This is a genomic window from Allobosea sp. GW823-FHT01F03, from assembly GCF_058798075.1.
In genome coordinates this window covers 5,322,695-5,343,727 of sequence record NZ_CM179505.1, presented here as the reverse complement: position 1 = coordinate 5,343,727, position 21,033 = coordinate 5,322,695, and the positions used below count along the sequence as shown (strand labels likewise).

The following is a 21,033-nucleotide window of genomic DNA, read 5'->3' as shown; positions in this document are numbered from 1 at the left end:
CTCAAAGGGCCGCGGCATCGCGACCTGCCAGGTAGCCGAAGGTCAGGGCCGGTCCCAGCGTGATGCCGGGGCCGGGATAGAAGCCGGCCATGACCGAGTTCATGTCGTTGCCGCAGGCATAGAGGCCGGGCACGGGCGTGCCCGAGCCATCCAGCACGCGGCCCCCCGCATCGGTACGCAGGCCGGCTGCGGTGCCGAGATCGGCCGGCTGGACCGCGATCGCGTAGAAGGGCGCGCGCCGCATCGGGGCGATGCAGGGATTGGGGCGGTGCGCGCCGTCGCCGAGATGGCGTTGATAGGCGTCGCCGCCGCGCCCGAAGGCCGGATCGACCCCTTGCTCGGCGCCGGCATTATAGCCCGCAACGGTCTCTTCCAGGGCGCCGATATCGAGGCCGAGGCGCCGCGCCAGTTCGCCGATCGTGGCGGCCTGGATGAGATAGCCGCTGCGGCGCTCGCCGCGCGTCGACAGGCGGAAGGGGCGCAGGCGCCCGAGCCCGTACTTCCAGAGGAAATCGGTATCGCAGATCAGATAGGCCGGCGTCCTCGTCGGCGCGTCCTCCAGCATCGCCATGACGAAGTGATGATAGGAACGGGCTTCATTGACGAAGCGCCGCCCGGTCGCATCGACGGCGATCAGCCCCGGCTTGCCGCGGTCGGTTACGGTATGGGGGAAGACCCCCTGCGTGCCGTCGGCGCGGGTGAAGGTCGAGCCAGGCACCCAGAAGGCCCTGTTCTCGTGCTCCGCCTCGATGCGCGCGCCGAATGGTTCGGCGAGGCGCGCGCCCGTCGGCCCGGGCGATGCGACGTTCGCCGTCACCTTCTGGGCCGCGCCGGGCAAATGAAGGCGCCGCAATTCGGCATCGTGCGAGAAGCCGCCGCTCGCCAGGATGACCGCCTTGCCCGCGACGGTCCTTGTCTTGGCGCTGCCTCCGGCGATCTCGACGCCGGCGACGCCGCCATTGCCGGGCAGCAGGGCGGAGACGATCGCGCCGGTCTCGATCGTGACGCCGAGGTCCAGCGCCGATTTGAGCAGGCGCCCGGCCAGTGCGTTGCCGAGAAAGAGCGTGGTGCCGCGGGGGTATCTCAGGCGCTGGAACGCGTAGCGCGCGACCAGGCTCGCGACGCGGGCGGCCGAACGCGGGCTGCGCAGGACGTTCTGGAAATGCGGCAGATCGGCACGCCCGACCATCATGCCGCCCATCAGCATGAACTCCGGCAGCGGCGGCCGCAGCCGGGGGAACCAGGCTCCGAGCTCGGCCCCGTCGAAGGGCAGGGCGGCGAAGCAGCGCCCGCGCAATGTGCCGCCGGGCAGGTCCGGATCATAGTCGGGATAGCTCGGAACGGCGGCGAGCTTGGTGCTGGTGCGGGCATCGAGCCAGCGCCGCGCTACATCGGCATGATCAAGGAAGGCGTCGCGGGCCGGGCTGGGCGGGCAGGGTGCGGCGGCGTCGAGGTAGCGGCTTGCCGCTGCGCGGTCGTCGCCATGTTCGGCGGAGCCCGGCAGCCAGGCCATGCCGCCGGAGACGGCCGTGGTGCCGCCGATGAGGTCGGCCCCCTCCAGCAGCAGGACGCGTGCGCCGCCATCGGCGGCGGCGCAGGCCGCGGTCAGCCCGGCGGCGCCGGAGCCGATGACGATGACGTCATAGCCTTGCGCTGAACGCTCCGCCGCAGGCGCCATTTCAGCCGCGCCTCAGCGCATCGACATAGGCAGCAAGTCCTTCCCGCAAGGGGTAGCGTGGCCGATAGCCGAAGGCTTCCGCCGCGCGGCTGCAATCGAGCGCCCCCTTGCGGACGGCCGTCTCGCCGGCGACCTCGTAGGCGCCGTCGCCGATCGACAGTTGTGCGCCCGGAATGAGCTCGCGGATGATCTCGACCATCTCGGCGAGGCTGTGCGCTTCGCCGCTGGTGATGTGGTAGACGTCATGCTGGTGGCCGGGATGGTCGAGCGCCCCGAGAAGCCCGGCGACAAGGTCGTCGATATAGACCTGATCGACCCGGTAGCCGGCTCCGTTGGGAATATGGAAGGCGCGGCCGGCCAGTCCCGCCTCGATCGGCGTTTTGGGGACGCGCGGCCGCGGCAGGCCGGGGCCATAGACCCAGCAGGTTCGGATATGGATCGCCTCCAGCCCGTTGGTCCGGGCAAAGTCGCGCGCGAGCTGCTCGACGGCGAATTTCGAGATGCCGTAGGGCTGGGTCGGGAAGCAGGCATGGGTTTCGTCGATGACCTCCCGTGTGAAGGGGCCGTAAACCTCCTCGGAAGACAGATTGATCAGCCGCTTCACATCGAGAAGCCGCATTGCCGAGAGCACGTTGAGCGAGCCCTCGACATTGACGCGCATGGTATAGAGCGGGCTTGCCAGCGAGTTCACGATGCCGACGACCGCGGCGCAGTGAATCACCGCATCTGGGCGGGCCTGCTTCATCGCCTCGGCGAGCTGCGGCCATTCGGTCAGCTCGCCGGGCACGAAGGAGACATTGGCGGCGCGGGCCCGCAACGCCTTCAAGGCCGGGCTTTCACCGATGTCGAAGGCCGTCACCTCGTCCCCTCGCGCCGCGAGGGCAGAGGCGACGGCACATCCGATGAAGCCGCCGCCGCCGGTCAGAAAAATACGCGCCATATCCAGTCCCGTTCGCTCAGGCGTCGATGCCCTGCAGGATGCGCTTGCCGAACACCGGCTCCTTGTAGGGGATGGGCGGCAGCTCCCAAGCGCCGGTAGCCGGCGGGCGGATATCGGCATCGACATGCACGTCGAGCAGATAGGGCTTATTGGCCTTCACCGCATGCTCGAGTGCGGCTGCGAAATCCTCCGAACGGGTGACCGTGACGGCCTCGACGCCGGCGGCGCGCGCCCAGGCCGCGAAGTCGGGGTTATAGGGCTCGCCATTGGGGCCGGCATAGAAGGCGGTGCCGATCTCGCGTCCGTCGAACAGCCCGTACTGGATGTCGCGGATCGCGCCCCAGGCGAAGTTGTTCCAGACCACCCAGACCACCGGGATGTTGTACTCGACCGCGGTGCAGAGCACATGCGGGACCATGGCGAAGCCGCCATCGCCGGCAATCGAGATCACCGGCCGATCCGGTGCGGCGAGCTTGGCGCCGAGCGCGCTCGACGGGCCGAAGCCCATTCCCGAAAAGCCCCAGCTGTTGAGCATGGTCTGCGGCTTGCGCGCCTTCCAGAACTGCATGAACCAATTGTGGTGGATGCCGGCGTCGAAGGTCAGGATCGCGTCGTCGTCGAGCACGGCGCGGCAATCGGCGACGATCCGTTCCGGGCGGATCGGCTTGGCGTGGATCGAGAAGTTCGGCGAGATGAAAGTCTGCCATTCCTTCTGCCATTCCGCGATCATGGCGAGCCATTCGGCGCGGTGGGCGGTGATATCGGGCCGGCGCCGTTCCAGCTCCGCCAGGATCTGACGCAGGAAGCTGCGCGCATCGGCCAGGATCGGCAGGTCGGGCGCGTAGTTGCGGCCGAGCTCGGCATGGTCGACATCGACATGGACCAGCTTGGTCGCCGGGAAATTCCAGGAATAGCCCGGCATCCAGGAGGAGGAGGAGCGATCGTCGAAGCGGGCGCCGATCGCCAGGACGAGATCGGCGAGCCGGCCGGCCTGGTTGGCCGGGTAGGCGCCGTTGCGGCCGATGAAGCCCAGCGAAAGCGGATCCTCCATGTCGAAGCAGCCCATGCCGTTGGGCGAGCTGATGACCGGGATCGAGAGGAGATGGGCGAGCGCGGTCAGCTCTTCCGAGGCTTCGGAAATGGTGACGCCATGGCCGATGAAGAGCGCCGGCCGGGCCGAGGCTAGGAGCATGTCGACCGCCTCGGAAACCTGTTCGGGCGAAGCCGCGCTGCGGCGCTCGTTGACGATGGCGCGCGCACCGCTTTCGAGCCGGACATCGTCCTCTTCCTGGAAGAGGTTGAAGGGAACGTCGAGATTGACCGGGCCGGGACGCCCGGAGAGCATGGTCGACATCGACTGGCGCAGGGCCAGCGGCAGCATGTCGACCCGCGTCGGCTGGAAGCTGCGCTTCACGATCGGCCGCATGACATTGGCGAAGTCCGCCTGGTTGTGGCGGTTGATCTCCTGGAACGGCCCGCGGTTGAACTGCGAGGTCGGCACATTGGCGGTGATCGCCAGGAAGGCCGAGGAATCGGTCATCGCCAGCGCCGTGCCCATGACCATATTGGCCGAGCCCGGTCCGCAGGAGGTCAGGGTCGCGACCGCCTCATGCTTGATGCGGAAATAGCCGTCCGCCATGTGCGCCGCGACCTGCTCATGGCGCGGCGAGATCAGCTTGATGTCGTCGCGCGCCGAGTACAGCGCGTCGAGCATGCCGACATTGCCGTGTCCGCAGATGCCGAAGATGTAGGGGACTTTCTCCTTGACGAGAAACTCGGTGATCAGCTCGGCGCCCTTGGCCATGGTCTCGATCCTTGTGCTTGTCCGCCCGATGGCGAGATTGATTTTTATATTATAGCAATGCATCTCACATTGCGAAATTTGTTTTCTGAGCGCACTGCACCGCCCTCGGGAGAGGACGGTGCAGTGGATCGTGGTGGTCAGGCTGCCTGGCGCTCGCGGCGGCCGAAGATCTTGGTCCAAAGCCTGGCGAAGCCGCGCTTGAATGCCTCGCTCTGCAGGCAGAGCGAGATGATGATCAGCGCGAGCAGGATCAGCGCGACGGGCCGCATCATGAATGGCTCGAAGCTGCCATTGGAGCCGAGCAGCGCGCGGCGCAGGCTGACATCCGCCATCTGGCCGAGCAGCACGCCGATCACCAGCGGGGCGACGGGATAGCCCATCTCCTCGAGGAAATAGACGATCACGCCGAAGCCCAGCATCAGGTAGATGTTGAACATGTTGAGCCCGAGCGCCCAGGAGCCGAGCACGGCGAGGAAGGCGACGCAGGGCATCAGAATGGCAACCGGCAGGCGCAGCACCTGCAGCGAGATCTTCGCCATCGACAGGCCGATGACGAAGATGCCGATCGCGGCCCAGAACAGCATTGCGCCCATCTGCGCGATGAAGTTCGGGAACTCGAAGGTCAGCATCGGCCCCGGCCGGATGCCATGCAGGTTGAGCGCGCCGAGCAGCATGGCTGCGGGCGGCGAGCCGGGCACGCCAAGGGTGAGCACGGGGATGATCGCGCCGCCGATGCAGGCATTGTTCGCCACTTCCGGTGCGATCACGCCGTTGACATTGCCATGGCCGAAGGTCTCGGGCTCCTTGTCAGCCTTCTTGGCTGCGTCATAGGCGGCCCAGGCGGCGATGTCCTCGCCGACGCCCGGGATCACGCCGATGCCGACGCCGAGCGAGGCCGAGCGGGCGATGCCGAACTTGGCGCGCCAGAGCGTGCCCCAACGTGGCCAGAGCTTGTTGACGCCGCTGACGCTGCCGCGGTGGCTGTCGAGATCGCGCAGGACACGGATGATCTGCGGAATGGCGAAGCCGCCGAGGATCACCGGAACCAGGTCGATCCCGCCCGCCAGTTCGGGAATGCCGAAGGTGAAGCGGGCATAGCCCTGGATCGTCTCCATGCCGACCGAGGCGATCAGCAGTCCCAGCAGGCCGGCGACCCAGCCCTTGGCCGGCATGTCTTCGGAGGTCAGCGAGCCGCAGATCAGCACGCCGAACAGCGCGAGCAGGAAGAACTCGGCCGAGGTGAACTGCAAGGCGAGTTTGACCAGGATCGGCGAGAGCGCGATCAGCGCGAACAGGCCGATCACAGTGCCGATGACCGATGCCGTGGTTGCCAGTGAAATCGCTTCGCCGGCCCGGCCCTGCAGGGCAAGCTTGTGACCATCGAGCGCTGTCGCGGCGCCAGCGGCGCTTCCGGGGATGCCGAGCAGGATCGAGGCATGGCTCGGTCCGTAGATCGCGCCGACATAGGCGCCGATCAGCGCGACCATGGCGAGTTCCACCGGTAGGGTGAAGGTGACCGTGCTCAAGAGCGCGACCGCCAGCGTCGCGGTGAGCCCGGGAAGTGCGCCGAAGACGATGCCGAGCGTCACCGAGCCGGCCATCACGGCCATGTTCAGCGGGGTGACGAGGGCGTAGATCTCGTAGAGAAAGGAACCGAGCATCGTCGCCTCCTCAGCCGGCCGGTTGGGGCATCGGGACGTAAAGGAATGTGGTGAAAAGCGTCGACAGGAGCAGGGGGACGCCGATCGCGATCGCGGCCGTGATCAGCACGGTGCGCAGCAGCCCGCCCTCGGCTTCGCGCCACCAGAACAGCGCGATCGCGACGAACAGAAAGATGCCGCTTGCCGCCAGGAACGGCACCCGGCCAATGCCGAGGAAGATGTAGGCCGCCATCAATCCCACGGCGAGCGCGGCTCTGTGCAGCCGGTGATTGCCGCCGATGCCGCGCAGCCAGGCGATTGTCGCGGGGACAAGCTCTTCGGTGCCGCCCTCCTTGATCGCGATAATGAGCACGCGCAGGCTGAAGGCGATCAGCAGGGCGCCGACCACGGCGGGGAACAGGCCTGGCGAGAGATACCATTGAGCCGAGCCGCCGGTCAGCGTGCTCTGCCAGGGCATGCCGGACGCGGCATAGATGACGCTCGCTCCGAGCAGGATCATGCCGGTCGACATGGCGACATCGGCGCGACGGAGGGATTTTCGAGGCAGCATGGCGGGTTCCTGACGGGGCGGCGGGCGGGACGCCGCAGCGCCCCGCCTCGGCGGCTTACGGCTTGGCGATGCCGAGCTTGTCCGGCGAGGTCTTCGCCACGCCCAGCTCGAACAGCTTCCAGCTCATTGCGTTTTCCATGGCCTGGAGGCTCTTCTCAGCCTCGTCCCCATACTCGCCAGACAGGACGAACATGCGCTCCGAAGCGAGGGACTTGACCTTCGGGTCTTCCATCGCCTTGACGAAGGCCGCGTCGATCTTGGCGATGATCGGCTTGGGCGTGTCCTTGGGGATGGCCATGCCGAGCCACTGGCGGGCCGGAATCTTCTGGATGTCGGGATATTTGACGCCAGCGGCCGGGATCGTCCCGACCTTCGGGAACTCGAACGGCTTCATCTCGATCATCGCCAGCGGGCGCAGCTTGCCGGCGCGGATGAATTCGGTCTGCTCGGCGACGCCCGAGACGACGGCGTCGGCCTCGCCGGTCAGGGCGGCGACATGGGCCGGGCTGGAGCCGTCATAGGGAATGTAGTTGAACTCGGTTTTCGAGGCCTGGCCGAGCGCGAGGGCCCGCATGTGCCAGACACAGCCGATGGGGCAGTGGCCGACCTTGACGGACTTCGGCGATTTTTGCGCGGCGGCAATCAGATCGTCGAGGGTCTTGTAGGGGGATTCCGCCCGCACGGAGATCACGCCCGGCGCGCCCGCGACCATGTACCAGCGCCAGTCGGCGGTTCCGGTCTTGTGGAACTCCATCACCTTGGTGATCTGCATGGCTTCCGAGGCGCCGAGCCAGGTGTAGCCGTCACGGGGCTGGTTCCAGACATGGGTCATGGCGACGCCGCCGCCGCCGCCGGTCCGGTTGGAAACGTTGATCTTGCCGCCAAGCGCCTTCTCCATCGCCTGGGCAAGGAAGCGGTTGGTGGCGTCGGTGCCGCCGCCGGCCGCGGCCCATACCGACAGATCGATCGGCTTCGTCGGGTAGTTTTGGGCGCTGGCGGCATTCGACACCGCCAACAGGCCGAGCGCCGCTACCGAACCACGCAGAAAATGCCACGCCTTCATCATATCCTCCCATGCGCTTCGCGGTTTGTCGGGACTGAGCGCCCCTTTTTGTAAGCCGGCATGCATCTGCCGCCGGGCCGCCTTCATTCGCCCATCCGAGATGGCCGCATTGCGTTGCGAGGGGTCTCTCGCGGCCGCGGCCGTTTTTTCATCTCGGCAGGCAACGTGGCGACCGTAATTTTCTCAGGTTGAGATTGTCAACTCTCATCGTGAAAATTGATTTGGCCTGTGCCCTGCTGCGCGGGATGCGTGTTCTGTTGCTTGAATATGTATGTAATATATTGATATATATGAGATTATATAGTGCCTTTAGAGGCTGTGGTGCGGTTCTCTGGCGCGTTGCTGCCGCATTGATGGAGTCATTTTTTTATATTATCGGATAGTATCCGACATAGAAACAAGGAGGCGGCGATGCCGGTCGCGAGCAGTGGGAATGTCTGGTTGATCACGGGGTGCTCGACCGGAATCGGGCGCGCATTGGCGCGTGCCCTGCTGGCGCGGGGTGAAGCGGTTGTCGCGACGGCGCGTGACCGGGCGACCCTGGCGGATCTCGATCCGGCCAACAGTGGGCGTCTGCTCGCGCTCGACCTCGATGTGACGCGGCCGGAGACGATCGAGCGGGCGCGGGACGCGGCACTCGGCTGGCGCGGCGGGGTCGATGTCCTCGTCAACAATGCCGGTTACGGGCTGGTCGGGGCTGCCGAGGAGATCTCGGACGAGCAGGCGCTGGCGGCGTTCGAGACCAACGTCTTCGGCGTGCATCGCATGGTGCGCGCCTTCCTGCCCGCAATGCGCGAGCGCGGGCGCGGGCATATCGTCAACGTCTCGTCGATGCTCGGCCATGTCGGCGCGGCCGGCTTCAGCTTCTATGCCGCGGTCAAGTTTGCCGTGGAGGGATTTTCGGAATCGCTGGCTCCGGAGCTCGCGCCGTTCGGCATCGGGGTGACGCTGGTCGCGCCCGGTCCGTTTCGCACCGCTTTCCGCAGCAAGGGGTTGCAGATGGCGGCGCCGCAGCCGCCCTATGATCAAAGCCTGGCCGAGTTCAGGCGCAATCTCCTGGCCTCCGACGGCAAACAGCCGGGCGATCCGGAGCGTGCGGCGGAACTGATCGTCGATGCCGTCACCGCCGCGGCGCCGCCGCTGCGGCTCGTGCTCGGCGAGGTCGCCATGGCCCAGGTCGAGACCAAGCTGGCGAAGGTGGCGGCCGATATCGCGCGCTGGCGCGAGCGTTCGGCGGCAACCGCCTTCGTGCAGCTGGCCGCGGAGTAGGGCCTGGACCATCAGCTCTCGATGCCGAACATCATGCGCAGGCGCGTGGCGCCGGCCAGTTCGATGTGGCGCCGCGCCAGCGCCTCGGCCTCGTCCGGGGCGCGCCGCTCCAGGGCCCGCAAAATGGCGAGGTGCTCGTCATGCGCTTCGCGAGCCCGGTTCGGCGCGGCGAAGGTGGTGCCGGGCAGCAGCGCCAGCGCGTCGGACATCTGGGCGAGTGCCTGGGCGAGATAGCGGTTATGCGCGGCTTCGTGGATGGCGCTGTGGAAGCGCGCATTCATGCGCATCATCTCCCCGGGCGCCTCCAGCGCCGCGACGCTGCGTTCCAGGATCTCGTGCATCAGCGCGATCTCGGCCGGGGAGGCGTGACGGGTGGCGAGCCCCGCGGCGGCCCCTTCCAGCACGGCGCGCAGGGCATAGAGCTCGCGCACCTGCTGCTTGTCGTATTCGGTGACCACGAGACCGCGGCCGGGAGAATTCTGGGCGAGCCCCTCCGAGCCGATCCGGCGCAGTGCTTCGCGCACCGGGGTGCGGCTGACGCCGAGCTGCTCGGCAAGTTCGACCTCGCGCAGCCTCTGGCCGCCTCGCAGCTCGCCGGAGCGGATCATCGCCATGAGCCGCGTATAGGCAAATTCGGACCGGGACAGGTTTTCCGGCCCGGTATCATCCTTCCTGATCGGCATCCGCTTCCCTTCCGTCGCCGCCAATACGGCGCGCAGGCCTCCACACATGGCGGCTGGCGCCAAGGTGCCCGCCACTGATAGCGCAGATCACAATTGCATTCCAATGTATACATAGATATGCAAATGGGCGCGGCCCGCGGAAGACGGCCGTCGATGGCGTTCTCTCCAGGCCGTGACAAAGGCAATGACAGCAGCGAGCCAGCACGAAGAATATGACGTGATCGTCGTCGGCGGCGGCAATGCGGCGCTGTGCGCGGCGATTTCGGCGCGGCGCGAGGGCGCGCGTGTCCTGGTGCTCGAAGCGGCGGACGCCTTCTGGCGCGGCGGCAATACACGCCATACCAGGAATATGCGCTGCGCCCATGACGCGGCCACTGCCAGCCTTTCCGGCCCCTATGGCGAGGAGGAATTCTTCGACGATCTCCTGCGGGTGACCAAGGGCAAGACCGACGAGCCGCTCGCCCGTTTCATGATCCGCGAATCGAAATCGATGCTGGGCTGGATCGAGGAGCAGGGGGTGCGCTGGCAGCCCTCTCTTGGCGGTACGCTCTCGCTCGGGCGCACCAATTCCTTCTTCCTGGGCGGCGGCCGGGCCATGCTGAATGCGCTGTATCGGACCGCCGAGGATCTCGGAGTCGACATCCGCTACGAGGCCGAGGTCACCGATATCGAGATCGACGATGGCCGGTTCCGCTCGGTCACGGTCGCGGGCGAGAGATTGACGGCGCGGGCGCTGGTCGCGGCGGCCGGCGGCTTCGAATCCAATATCGACTGGCTGAAGCGCTATTGGGGCGAGGCGGCCGAGAATTTTCTGATCCGCGGCACCCGCAACAACAAGGGCACGATCCTGCGCCTGCTGCTCGACAAGGGCGTGCAGGAGGTCGGCGATCCCACCCAGTGCCATGCCGTCGCCATCGACGCGCGCGCGCCGAAATATGACGGCGGCATCATCACCCGGCTCGATTGCGTCGTCTTCGGCATCGTCGTGAACCGGCGGGCCGAGCGCTTCTATGACGAGGGCGAGGATATCTGGCCGAAGCGCTACGCGATCTGGGGCAGGCTCGTCGCGGCCCAGCCCGACCAGATCGCCTACATCATCTTCGACGCTTCCTCGCTCGAGCTCTTCATGCCGTCGCTCTATCCGCCGATCAGCGCGCCGAGCATTCGCGAACTCGCCGAAAGGCTCGAACTCGATCCGGATGCGCTCGTGCACACCGTGACGAGCTTCAATGCGGCAGTGCAGCCCGGAACCTTCGACGACCGCATCCTCGACGACTGCCGGACCGAGGGACTGGCGCCGCCGAAGACGCATTGGGCGAGGCGGATCGAGAAGGCGCCATTCTACGCCTATCCGGTCCGGCCGGGCATCACCTTCACCTATCTCGGCGTGCGGGTGAACCAAGAGGCGCGCATGACGATGGCCGATGGTCGCGGCGCGCCCAACATGTTCGCCGCCGGCGAGATCATGGCCGGAAATGTCCTCGGTGAAGGCTATGCCGCTGGTATCGGCATGACCATCGGCGCCGTCTTCGGGCGCATTGCCGGGCGCGAAGCAGCCAGGAGCGCATTGTCATGACGGATTTCGCCTTCCTGCGCGACATGGTCGGCGCGGGCCCGGCCGGCACCGCCGGCTCCACCCCGCACCATGCCACCGCGGCGCTGGCCGAGGCGGACCGGCTGATGACCGTCTGCAATTCCTGCCGCTATTGCGAAGGGCTGTGCGCGGTCTTCCCGGCGATGGAGATGCGGCGCTCCTTCTCGGATGGCGATCTGAACTACCTCGCCAATCTCTGCCATAATTGCGGCGCCTGCTATCACGACTGCCAGTTCTCGCCGCCGCATGAATATGCGGTGCATGTCCCGGCGACCCTGGCGCAGGTCCGGACCGAGTCTTACGCTCAATATGCTTGGCCGCGGGCGTTCGCCGGCCTGTTCGCGCGCAACGGCCTCGTCATCGCGATCGCGTTGGCGCTGGCTGTCACGATCTTCATCGCCGGCTTCGTCGCCTGGACCGATCCTTCCGTGCTTTTCGGCGTGCATGTCGGGCCGGGCGCCTTCTACCGGCTGATGCCGCACAACACCATGGTCGCGATCTTCGGCCTCGCCATGCTCTACGCGGTCTTCGCGATAGGCATGGGGGTGCGCGCCTTCTGGCGCGATATCGGCGAGCCCGAGGCGACGCTGCGCGATCCCGGTTCGCTCTGGCAGGCGTTGAAGGACGCCGGCAGCCTGCGCCATCTCGATGGCGGGGGCGCTGGCTGCATGAACGAAAACGAGCGGCCGAGCGACCGGCGCCGGCTCCATCACCATCTGACCTTCTATGGCTTCATGCTCTGCTTCGCCGCGACCTCGACGGCGACGCTCTACCATTATCTGCTGGGCATGCAGGCGCCTTATCCCTGGTACGACCTACCGGTGCTGCTCGGCACGGCCGGCGGCATCGGGATGGTGATCGGCCCGATCGGGCTGCTGCGCGAGAAATGGCGCCGCGATCCCGGCTTGCGCCAGGGCACGCCGGTCGGCATGGACGTCGCCTTCCTGCTGATGCTGCTGCTAACCAGCCTGACCGGGCTCGCGCTGCTCGTGCTGCGCGCCACGCCTGCCATGGGGCTGCTGCTCGCCCTGCATCTCGGTGTCGTCTTCGCGCTCTTCGTCACCATGCCCTATGGCAAATTCGTGCACGGCATCTACCGCTTCCTCGCGCTGGTGCGGGCCGCCAAGGAAAGGCATCGCGAATTAGCCCCTGGCGACAGGTAGGGCTCGGCGGGGCTGGCCGCAGGTTGCGGCTTACCTGCGAGAGTGGCCTGCTGCCGGTTTCGTGGACGCCGCGATTAGGTGTTTTATGAAACGGAAGCTGGGGTATGCGGCGACGGCTTGGGTTGAGTTCAAGATCGAGGCGAGAGCTGGCTCGGGAAATCTGGACACCGGGCATAGGTGGATTTTGGGCCTGAACGCGGCATGATTGCCGTGAGCAGGAGCGGATATGACGAGACGTGTGCGCCGGAACCACAGTCCGGCTTTCAAGGCGAAGGTCGCGTTGGCGGCGATCAAGGGAGAGAAGACGCTGGCCGATCTGGCGCAGCAGTTCGATGTCCACCCCAACCAGATCACGCAGTGGCGCAGCCAGCTCCTTGACGGGGCGGCTGGCGTGTTCGGGTCCGAGGCAAAGTCGGAAGCCACCGCGCCCGTGATCGATGTGAAGACGCTGCATGCGAAGATCGGAGAGTTGGCGCTGGAGAACGATTTTTTGTCCGGCGCGCTCGGCAAGGCCGGCCTTCTGAGCGCAAGGCGATGATCGACTGTGCGCACGATCTGCCGCTCAGCCGGCAGGCGAAGGTGCTCGGGATCAGCCGGGGCAGCGTCTATTATCTGCCCTGCGCGGTCTCGTTTGCCGATCTGGCCTTGATGCGCGCGATCGACGCGCTGCATCTGGAATATCCCTTCGCCGGCAGCCGCATGTTGCAGGGGCTTCTCGGGGCGGATGGCCACACGGTTGGGCGTCGCCACGTCGCCACGCTGATGAAGCGCATGGGGATCGAGGCGCTCTATCGCCGGCCGAACACCTCGAAGCCGGCGCCGGGGCACAAGATCTTCCCCTATCTCTTGCGCAAGCTGCCGGTGACGCGACCCAATCAGGTCTGGGCGATGGACATCACCTACATCCCGATGGCGCGGGGCTTCGTCTATCTGACGGCCGTCGTCGACTGGTTCAGCCGCAAGGTCCTGGCCTGGCGGCTGTCGATCACCATGGACGTCGCCTTCTGCATCGAGGCAGTCGAGGAGGCCATGGCCCGCTTCGGCAAGCCGGAGATCTTCAACACCGATCAGGGTTCGCAGTTCACCAGCCGCAAGTTCACCACCCTGCTGATCGGCGTGGGCATCAGGATCAGCATGGACGGCAAGGGCGCCTGGCGCGACAACGTCTTCGTCGAGCGCATCTGGAAATCGGTGAAATACGAGGAGGTGTATCTGCGCGCCTATGCCAGCGTATCCGACGCGCGCGCCTCGATCGGCCGATACCTCGCCTTCTACAATGGCCGGAGGCCTCACCAGAGCCTGGCACGGCAGACGCCCGATCAGGCCTGCTTCAATGCGCTGCAGCCAATCCCGGTTGCGGCATAACCAGGGCCGAAATCCACTTAGCGACAGCCCGGAAACTGTTCAGACAAACCGAGCCAGCTCTCTGCTTAGATCAATCCTAACCATTTAGCGCATTATTGTTCGGGAGATTATTTGCTGAATGTTCAGCCGTGTTTCGCAGTGATGGCGGCGGAGCAAATGGGTCGTGGGGTGTCGTTGCATAGCTTGGTTGCCAATCAGATCAGCATTCTTTGATCGATATCTTCGAATTTTCGGGTAGAAAATTTGCCTGAAACTCTGAGATGTCAAATTCAAGGTACCGCCAGCCGCTTTCATCGATTCCTGATCGAATGAGGAGCTTTAGATTAAAATCATACGGATTTCCCTGGGCGTCGCGTATTTTTCTTTCGTAGATTTCAGGCTCAGTTCTGACACGTTCAAAGAAATGGTCCGATATAAACATGGCTGCTCTGTACTCAGATTGATAAGAAAAATCAGAATGCTTCATGTACACCTCTTTCCAGAGCTCGCCATTAAAGGGCTTCGGGTGATTGTGAATATCATAATATTCTACCCGAGTATGGCTGAAAAACTTAATGCCCCTGTCGGAAAGCGGTGATTTTGGCGTTGGCAATAGCATCTCAAAAATGTCAAAAATATCGGTGTCGAGCTCTACCGAATAACTGCAGTCACCAATTGCTCTCTCGTCATTTTTGGTGCTCATGCAAAAAATAAAATATTGACTTAGATACTTATCATCCGGTGAAACGCTTTTACATAAAAATTTAATACCACCAAAACTTCCAGTAGGAAGTTTTTCAAAATTATTATCGACTTCGGTGTCATTAAAGCTAATCGATCCTTCGGAATAGTCCGAGCGCCCAGCAATTTGTTCCATTTTTTTATACTTAGTAAGTTCATAGAATCTATATATACCGTTTGCAATTGATTGCGCGATCTCTAGGTTTGTGACGAATTTATACAGTGGAGTGCAATTCATATTTCTTTGAACTCCTTGCTTGGGGCGTCTCCGCCGACGTTGGTTGACCGTGGCGATGTTTCGACCCTACCCAAGTCGGGCTCGATCGCGGCTATCGAGAAGCGCGCTACTGAGAAAGCATAACGTCCCCACCACGAAAAGATGGCTGCAGCGGGAGACGGCTTCAGCGCGAACCGGCTGTGTTTCGATGGTCGGAGGGGCTCGTTAGCGTAGGCGGCGTAGAATCCTAGCGCCGACCAGCGCCTAGGATGTGGCGGCGGCGCAGCTTAGGTACTCACGAATGTGGGATTAGATGTGGGATAGAAATATATCCCTTCAAGAATTTTAGAGTAAAATCAATATCTTGTCAAATTTATATGGCGGACAGGGCGGGATTCGAACCCGCGATACGGTTTCCCGTATACACACTTTCCAGGCGTGCGCCTTCAACCACTCGGCCACCTGTCCGGCGCGCTGCTTATGACCTCCGGGCCCGCTTCTTTCAAGTGCCGAAACTGACGATTATGCGGGTTGCGGCAAAATCGCGTTTGGCGTTGCAATGACGCGGGTGCGGGCGCACATCGGGCGCATCGGCGGGCGGTGCCGAAGCAGGCGCGCGCAGCCGGGCCGAAAACCGGCCTGCGCTGGCGCTGCCGGCGGGATTTGGGGGGTGGCTTGCGCTTTCTGGTCAGGATTCTCGGCTATCTTCTGGTCGCGGGCGGCTTCATCGTGCTGCTGACCGACGGCGCGCGCTCGATCGCCAATTCCGCGCTGCGCTTCACCCCGCTCGGCGAAACCATGGCGGCTCTGCTGGGGGATCGTGTCCGCCAGCTGCAGCCGGGAATCGAACGCAATCTGCATCCTCTGCTCTGGGATCCTGTCCTGGTGCATGTCCTGCTCGCGCCGACTGCTCTCGCCGGGCTCGCGCTCGGCTTCCTGCTGCTCTGGCTTGGCGGCGAGCCCAAGCCGCTGATCGGGATCGTCACACGAAGGTGAGGGCGACGCCGGCGCCTCGCGGGTCTGCGGGGTGATCGTTCGCAGATCGGACTGGGTGTTTCGTCACCGGCAACGGGCCGCTTTCACCGCGGTGCCTGCGCCTGCCTGGCGCTGCGTCGCCGGCAGGGCCCGGCCCCGGCCGGGAATACGGTGCTTCCGGTGCAGCAAAACCAAGGCGGCCCGCGCTCTGCTACCAGCCCGCAAATCGGGGTCCGGCCCGTTCGGTCAGGCGCTTTTCGTCGGTCCCCACCATGTCGGCCTGTCGGGAGGTGCCGCAATTCGAACATAATTCGGTTCGGGCCCCCTTGATCCCCGGCGCAAACTCTCCGAGGGTCGGCGGCTTAAACCGGAGACTTGCTATGAACTCGAAGCTTAAGAAGCGCCTCGGCGGGATCGGCCTCGGCCTCGGCGCGATCGCGCTGGCCGCCGGTGTCGCGCTGGCGCAGGCGCCGGCCTTCTTCCGCATCGGCACGGGCGGCACGGCCGGCACCTATTACCCGATCGGCGGGCTGATCGCGAACGCGATCTCGGCGCCGCCGCAGCTGGTCTCGACGGCGGTCGCGAGCAATGGCTCGGTCGCCAACGTCAACGCCATCGTCGGTGGCGCGGCCGAATCCGGCTTCGTCCAGGCCGACGTCGCGTTCTGGGCCTATTCCGGCACCGGTGTCTACGAGGGCAAGCCGAAGGTCGCGGATCTGCGTTCGATCGCCAATCTCTATCCGGAGAGTGTCCATCTCGTCGTGCGCAAGGCGGCGAATGTGAAGGGTGTCGCCGACCTCAAGGGCAAGAAGGTCTCGCTCGACGAGCCGGGCTCCGGCACGCTGCTCAACGCCAAGGCGATCCTCGCTGCCTTCGGGGTCACCGAGAAGGACATCACGGCCGAATACCTCAAGCCCAACCAGGCGGCCGAGAAGATGAAGGACGGCTCGGTCGACGCCTTCTTCTTCACCGGCGGCTACCCGGCCGCGGCGATCTCCGAGTTGGCCTCGACCGGCTCGGGCATCGACATCCTGCCGATCACCGGTGCTCCCGCCGAGAAGCTCGCCAAGGAATCGCCCTTCTTCGCCGCGGACGAGATTCCGGCCGGCACCTACAAGGATGTCGGCGCGGTCAAGACCGTCGCGGTCGGCGCCCACTGGATGACCTCGGCCAAGATCTCGCCCGACACGGTCTACGCCGTGACCAAGGCGCTCTGGAGCGACAAGACCCGCGCCGCGCTCGACGCCGGCCACGCTAAGGGCAAGGCGATCCAGAAGGCGACCGCGCTTTCCGGCCTGCAGGGCGTGCCGCTGCATCCGGGTGCCGAGAAGTTCTACAAGGAAGCCGGGCTGCTGAAGTAAGCGCGCCTAGCCAGACCAGCAACGCCGCCATCGCGCGCGGCCGAAGGATGCTCCGGGATCGAACGGCAGGTGCTTTTGCCTGCCGGGCGGTCCCGGAGGCGCTTTCGCCGCGCTCCGGCGGCGAGGCTTTTTCCAGACCGACCTGGCAGGCCCCGCCGCCGGACGCGATGCCGAGGACGAGAGATGACGACCCAGCCCTCCGCTGCCGAACTCGCAAAGCTCGAGGAAGAGCTCGATCCCGAAATGCAGTTCCGCAAGGTGCCTCACGGCACCGCGCTGCTGATCGGCGCACTGCTGCTCGCGCTCTCGGCCTTCCACTACTACACGGCGGGCTTCGGCCTGATGCGCGAGACGACGCATCGCGGCATCCATCTCGCTTTCGTGCTCGGCCTGATCTTCCTCGTCTTCTCCGGGCGCAAGAGCGACGCCGGCACGGTTCACCCTTCGACCATGCTGCGTCCCGGCGGCGTGCCGATCCATGACTGGCTCTTTGCCGTCGCGGTCGCCGTCGCCAGCCTCTATGTGCCCTATGTCTTCGAGGACCTGGTGTTCCGGGTCGGCAATCCCTCGACGCTCGACGTCGTCATGGGCTCGATCACCATCATCCTGATGATCGAAGCGACGCGCCGGGCGATCGGCTGGGGCCTGCCGCTGATCGCGCTCTTCGCCATCGTCTATGCGATCTTCGGGACCTGGTTCCCGGGCATCTTCCTGCATCCGGGCGCGACCTGGTCGAACCTCGTCAACCATCTCTATTTGACCAGCCAGGGCGTCTATGGCGTCGCGCTCGGCGTCGTCGCGACCTATGTCTTCCATTTCGTGCTGTTCGGCGTGCTGGCGACGCGGGTCGGGCTCGGCCGGCTCTTCCTCGGCGTCGCGGCGGCGGTGGCAGGGCGTTTCGCCGGCGGGCCGGCCAAGGTCTCGATCTTCGGCTCGGCCCTGTTCGGCATGATCTCGGGCTCCTCGGTCGCCAACACCGTCACGGTCGGCTCGCTGACCATCCCGATGATGATCCGGCTCGGCTATCAGCGGCACTTCGCGGCCGCGGTCGAATCGACTGCGGCGACGGGTGGGCAGATCACCCCGCCGATCATGGGCGCGGCCGCCTTCCTGATGGTCGAGTTCCTCAACCTGCCCTATGCGACGATCGTCATCGCGGCGATCATTCCCGCCTGCATGCACTTCTTCGGCGTGCTGATGCAGGTGCATTTCGAGGCCAAGCGCAATGGCATGCGCGGCATGACCGATGCCGAGGCGCCGAATCTGCGGGAGGTCTTCGCCCGCGACTGGCCGACGCTGGCGCCGCTCTTCGGCCTGATCGTCGTGCTCTTCACCGGCTACACCCCCTATCTCGCCGCCTTCTGGGGTATCACCGGCTGTATGCTGGTCGGCCTCGCGCATTATCGCGCCGGTGCCGCGCTCGTCTTCGCCCTGGCGATCGGCGTGGCGGCGCCGACCGAACTCCTGCGCGTTCCCGGCGTCAATCTCGGCCTGACCCTGGCTGCCTTCGCCGTCATGTTCCATGGTGTGCTGCTGCGCTCGGAAGAAGGCCGCAGGCGCGTCAACGACATGGTGGACGCCTTCGTGCTCGGCGCCAAATACGCCATCGGCGTCGGTGCGGCGGCGGCGACCGTCGGCATCATCGTCGGCGTGGTCACGCTGACCGGCGTCGGCTTCAAGATCTCCTGGATCGTCACCTCGCTGGCCGATCAATGGGCCAATGGCTTGCTCGGCTTGGTGCCGTTCCTGCCCTTCGACATCAAGAGCGCGACGCTGTTCTTCACGCTGCTGCTGACCGGCGTGGTCTGCATTCTGCTCGGCTGCGGCGTGCCGACCACGGCGAACTACATCATCATGGTGACGGTGGCGGCGCCGGCGCTCGGCATGCTCGGCGTCAACCCGCTCGTGGCGCATTTCTTCGTGTTCTATTACGGGGTGCTCGCCGATGTGACGCCGCCGGTCGCGATCGCCGCCTATGCCGGCGCGAGCATGGCCGGCGCCGATCCGTTCAAGACCGGCAATACCGCCTTCCGGCTGGCGCTCGGCAAGGTGCTGGTGCCCTTCGTCTTCGTGTTCTCGCCCTCCATGCTGATCATGGCGCCGGGCTTCACCTGGACGGAGCTGATCGGCTCGACCGCCTCCTGCTTCGCCAGCATCACGCTGCTTTCGGCCGCTTTCGCCGGCTGGCTGCTGGCGCCACTGGCGATGTGGGAGCGCTGGCTCCTCGCGCTCGCCGCCTTGCCGATGATCCTGGCGACGCCGATGAGCGTCGGCGCCGGTCTCGCCATCGCCGCGCCAGTGCTGCTGCGGCAGCTGCTGGCGCGGAGGGCGGCGGTCGCTCCGGCTTGATAGTTCCCGGTATGTTCTTGCAACCCTGACGCGATTCCACTAGCGTCACGGTGCGGGAACTGGGGTGGCGCGAAATGGTGACGCGGGTCGCGACGGTGGCGTTCGAGGGCATCGAGGCGCGCGCCGTCGACGTTCAGGTCCAGGTCACGCCTGGCGGCGTCGCCTTCATCCTGGTGGGCCTGCCCGACAAGGCGGTGGGCGAGAGCAAGGAGCGCGTTCGCGCCGCCCTGATCGCCTCCGGCCTCGCGCTGCCGGCCAAGCGCATCACGGTGAATCTCGCTCCGGCCGATCTGCCCAAGGAAGGCAGCCATTACGATCTGCCGATCGCGCTCGGCGTCATGGCGGCGATCGGCGCGATCCCGGCCGACGCGCTCGCCGGCTACACGGTGCTTGGCGAGCTCGCCCTCGATGGCTCGATCAGCCCGGTCGCGGGTGTGCTGCCGGCGGCGATCGCCGCCTATGCCCGCGGCCAGGGCCTGATCTGTCCGGCCGCCTCGGGGGCGGAAGCGGCCTGGGCGGCGCAGGATCTCGATATTCTCGCGCCGCGCTCGCTGATCCAGCTCGCCAATCATTTCAAGGGCACGCAGGTGATGGCGCGGCCACAGCCTTCCGTCGCGCGCCAGAGCGGTCCGCTGCCGGATCTCGCCGAGATCAAGGGCCAGGAAAGCGCCAAGCGCGTGCTCGAGATCGCCGCTGCCGGCGGGCACAACCTGCTGATGAACGGCCCGCCCGGCGCCGGCAAGTCGATGCTGGCGAGCCGGCTGCCCTCGATCCTGCCGCCGCTCAACCCGCGCGAACTGCTCGAGCTCTCGATGGTGCTCTCCGTCGCCGGACAGCTGGCCGACGGGGCGCTGACCGACCGGCGGCCGTTTCGGGCGCCGCATCATTCGGCCTCGATGGCGGCGCTGGTCGGCGGCGGCATCAAGGCGACGCCGGGCGAAGTTTCGCTCGCCCATCACGGCGTGCTCTTTCTCGACGAATTGCCTGAGTTCCAGCCGCAGGCGCTCGACGCGCTGCGCCAGCCGATGGAGACCGGCGAGGTGCTGATCTCGCGGGCCAATCACCGTGCCGTCTATCCGGCGCGCTTCCAGCTGGTCGCGGCGATGAATCCCTGTCGCTGCGGCAGGGCGACGGAGCCCGGCTATGCCTGCCGGCGCCAGCCGAACGAGCGCTGCATGGCGCAATACCAGGCCGGCATCTCCGGCCCGATGCTCGATCGGATAGACATCACCATCGACGTGCCGCCGGTCACCGCCTCCGATCTGATCCTGCCGGCGGCGGCGGAAGGTTCGGTCGAGGTCGCGCGGCGGGTCGCGCAGGCGCGGGCGCGGCAGGTCGCGCGTTTCGAGCGGCTCGGTCTCGCCGGCGTCACGACCAATGCCGGCTGCCCCTCATCGGCGCTCGACGAGGTCGCCCGCCCGGATGCCGCCGGGCTTGCCCTGTTGCGCAATGCGGCCGAGGCGATGCGCTTGACCGCGCGCGGCTATCATCGTGTGCTCAAGGTGGCGCGCACGCTCGCCGATCTCGACGGCGAGGAGCAGCTCGGGCGCATCCATCTCGCCGAAGCGCTGTCCTATCGCTCGCGCATCGACCAGGCAGCGCAGGCGGCCTAGGTTCGGGGCGTTCCGGCCGGAGGAGGCC

Annotated in this window: 16 protein-coding genes and 1 tRNA gene; 8 read left to right on the top strand and 9 right to left on the bottom strand. The window is 65.7% G+C overall.

Translation table 11 applies throughout. The features are described 5' to 3' along the window. Position 1: 1 nt before the first annotated feature. From AC3RCC_RS25555 to AC3RCC_RS25530, 6 genes are all read right to left on the bottom strand, one after another. A complete protein-coding gene (locus AC3RCC_RS25555; protein ID WP_492257008.1) occupies positions 2–1,678 on the bottom strand; it encodes an FAD-dependent oxidoreductase in 1,677 nt (558 codons plus the stop codon). Between the two features lies 1 nt (position 1,679). Beyond that, on the bottom strand, positions 1,680–2,618 hold the full coding sequence (locus AC3RCC_RS25550) for an NAD-dependent epimerase/dehydratase family protein (RefSeq protein WP_492257007.1): 939 nt from the start codon (positions 2,616–2,618) through the stop codon (positions 1,680–1,682). Between the two features lie 16 nt (positions 2,619–2,634). After that, positions 2,635–4,422 (bottom strand): thiamine pyrophosphate-binding protein, encoded by a 1,788-nt coding sequence (locus AC3RCC_RS25545; protein ID WP_492257006.1) that lies wholly within the window; start codon positions 4,420–4,422, stop codon positions 2,635–2,637. A gap of 137 nt (positions 4,423–4,559) precedes the next feature. Then, positions 4,560–6,083, bottom strand: a complete 1,524-nt coding sequence (locus tag AC3RCC_RS25540) for a tripartite tricarboxylate transporter permease (RefSeq protein WP_492257005.1) — start codon at positions 6,081–6,083, stop codon at positions 4,560–4,562. A gap of 10 nt (positions 6,084–6,093) precedes the next feature. Beyond that, positions 6,094–6,633, bottom strand: a complete 540-nt coding sequence (locus AC3RCC_RS25535; RefSeq protein WP_492257004.1) for a tripartite tricarboxylate transporter TctB family protein — start codon at positions 6,631–6,633, stop codon at positions 6,094–6,096. Between the two features lie 55 nt (positions 6,634–6,688). Beyond that, entirely contained in the window at positions 6,689–7,696 is a 1,008-nt protein-coding gene (locus tag AC3RCC_RS25530) for a Bug family tripartite tricarboxylate transporter substrate binding protein (protein ID WP_291638946.1), read from the bottom strand. Positions 7,697–8,107: 411 nt separating this feature from the next. Here AC3RCC_RS25530 and AC3RCC_RS25525 point away from each other — a divergent pair, with 411 nt between their 5' ends. Further along, positions 8,108–8,965: an oxidoreductase gene (locus AC3RCC_RS25525; RefSeq protein WP_492257003.1), complete on the top strand. Its 858-nt coding sequence runs from the start codon at positions 8,108–8,110 to the stop codon at positions 8,963–8,965. 11 nt (positions 8,966–8,976) lie between these two features. Here AC3RCC_RS25525 and AC3RCC_RS25520 read toward each other — a convergent pair whose 3' ends face one another. Next, positions 8,977–9,648, bottom strand: a complete 672-nt coding sequence (locus tag AC3RCC_RS25520; protein WP_492257002.1) for a GntR family transcriptional regulator — start codon at positions 9,646–9,648, stop codon at positions 8,977–8,979. Between the two features lie 184 nt (positions 9,649–9,832). On the opposite strand from AC3RCC_RS25520, the gene tcuA reads away from it, so the two are divergent. The 3 genes from tcuA (at position 9,833) to AC3RCC_RS25505 (ending at position 13,770) form a co-directional block, all read left to right on the top strand. Continuing rightward, positions 9,833–11,224, top strand: coding sequence for an FAD-dependent tricarballylate dehydrogenase TcuA (gene tcuA / locus AC3RCC_RS25515; protein ID WP_492257001.1), 1,392 nt, complete (start codon positions 9,833–9,835; stop codon positions 11,222–11,224). 23 nt (positions 11,225–11,247) lie between these two features. Further along, on the top strand, positions 11,248–12,405 hold the full coding sequence (gene tcuB, locus AC3RCC_RS25510; protein ID WP_291638969.1) for a tricarballylate utilization 4Fe-4S protein TcuB: 1,158 nt from the start codon (positions 11,248–11,250) through the stop codon (positions 12,403–12,405). A 226-nt stretch (positions 12,406–12,631) separates the two neighbouring features. Further along, positions 12,632–13,770, top strand: a protein-coding gene (locus AC3RCC_RS25505; RefSeq protein WP_492257000.1) for an IS3 family transposase whose coding sequence is annotated in 2 segments (ribosomal slippage) — positions 12,632–12,890 and positions 12,890–13,770 — 1,140 coding nt in all. Because the reading frame shifts where the segments join, the coding sequence is not laid out codon by codon here. 199 nt (positions 13,771–13,969) lie between these two features. Here the strand turns inward: AC3RCC_RS25505 and AC3RCC_RS25500 are convergent. Both AC3RCC_RS25500 and AC3RCC_RS25495 read right to left on the bottom strand, forming a co-directional pair. Next, positions 13,970–14,626, bottom strand: a complete 657-nt coding sequence (locus AC3RCC_RS25500; RefSeq protein WP_492256999.1) for a hypothetical protein — start codon at positions 14,624–14,626, stop codon at positions 13,970–13,972. A 459-nt stretch (positions 14,627–15,085) separates the two neighbouring features. Further along, positions 15,086–15,175, bottom strand: a tRNA-Ser gene (locus tag AC3RCC_RS25495). A gap of 207 nt (positions 15,176–15,382) precedes the next feature. On the opposite strand from AC3RCC_RS25495, the gene AC3RCC_RS25490 reads away from it, so the two are divergent. From AC3RCC_RS25490 to AC3RCC_RS25475, 4 genes are all read left to right on the top strand, one after another. Next, the gene (locus AC3RCC_RS25490) at positions 15,383–15,703 is read left to right on the top strand and encodes a PetM family of cytochrome b6f complex subunit 7 (protein WP_492256998.1); all 321 of its coding nucleotides are present in this window, start codon (positions 15,383–15,385) and stop codon (positions 15,701–15,703) included. 359 nt (positions 15,704–16,062) lie between these two features. Beyond that, on the top strand, positions 16,063–17,043 hold the full coding sequence (locus AC3RCC_RS25485; protein ID WP_291638951.1) for a TAXI family TRAP transporter solute-binding subunit: 981 nt from the start codon (positions 16,063–16,065) through the stop codon (positions 17,041–17,043). A gap of 183 nt (positions 17,044–17,226) precedes the next feature. Beyond that, a complete protein-coding gene (locus AC3RCC_RS25480) occupies positions 17,227–19,392 on the top strand; it encodes a TRAP transporter permease (RefSeq protein ID WP_291638952.1) in 2,166 nt (721 codons plus the stop codon). A gap of 74 nt (positions 19,393–19,466) precedes the next feature. After that, positions 19,467–21,005: a YifB family Mg chelatase-like AAA ATPase gene (locus tag AC3RCC_RS25475; protein ID WP_492256997.1), complete on the top strand. Its 1,539-nt coding sequence runs from the start codon at positions 19,467–19,469 to the stop codon at positions 21,003–21,005. Positions 21,006–21,033: the final 28 nt, after the last annotated feature.

Coding starts and splice junctions, on each gene's coding strand:
- AC3RCC_RS25555 (WP_492257008.1), bottom strand. CDS start 1,678: ATGGCGCCTGCGGCGGAGCGTTCAGCGCAAGGCTATGACGTCATCGTC.
- AC3RCC_RS25550 (WP_492257007.1), bottom strand. CDS start 2,618: ATGGCGCGTATTTTTCTGACCGGCGGCGGCGGCTTCATCGGATGTGCC.
- AC3RCC_RS25545 (WP_492257006.1), bottom strand. CDS start 4,422: ATGGCCAAGGGCGCCGAGCTGATCACCGAGTTTCTCGTCAAGGAGAAA.
- AC3RCC_RS25540 (WP_492257005.1), bottom strand. CDS start 6,083: ATGCTCGGTTCCTTTCTCTACGAGATCTACGCCCTCGTCACCCCGCTG.
- AC3RCC_RS25535 (WP_492257004.1), bottom strand. CDS start 6,633: ATGCTGCCTCGAAAATCCCTCCGTCGCGCCGATGTCGCCATGTCGACC.
- AC3RCC_RS25530 (WP_291638946.1), bottom strand. CDS start 7,696: ATGAAGGCGTGGCATTTTCTGCGTGGTTCGGTAGCGGCGCTCGGCCTG.
- AC3RCC_RS25525 (WP_492257003.1), top strand. CDS start 8,108: ATGCCGGTCGCGAGCAGTGGGAATGTCTGGTTGATCACGGGGTGCTCG.
- AC3RCC_RS25520 (WP_492257002.1), bottom strand. CDS start 9,648: ATGCCGATCAGGAAGGATGATACCGGGCCGGAAAACCTGTCCCGGTCC.
- tcuA (WP_492257001.1), top strand. CDS start 9,833: ATGACAGCAGCGAGCCAGCACGAAGAATATGACGTGATCGTCGTCGGC.
- tcuB (WP_291638969.1), top strand. CDS start 11,248: ATGGTCGGCGCGGGCCCGGCCGGCACCGCCGGCTCCACCCCGCACCAT.
- AC3RCC_RS25500 (WP_492256999.1), bottom strand. CDS start 14,626: ATGGAACAAATTGCTGGGCGCTCGGACTATTCCGAAGGATCGATTAGC.
- AC3RCC_RS25485 (WP_291638951.1), top strand. CDS start 16,063: ATGAACTCGAAGCTTAAGAAGCGCCTCGGCGGGATCGGCCTCGGCCTC.
- AC3RCC_RS25480 (WP_291638952.1), top strand. CDS start 17,227: ATGACGACCCAGCCCTCCGCTGCCGAACTCGCAAAGCTCGAGGAAGAG.
- AC3RCC_RS25475 (WP_492256997.1), top strand. CDS start 19,467: ATGGTGACGCGGGTCGCGACGGTGGCGTTCGAGGGCATCGAGGCGCGC.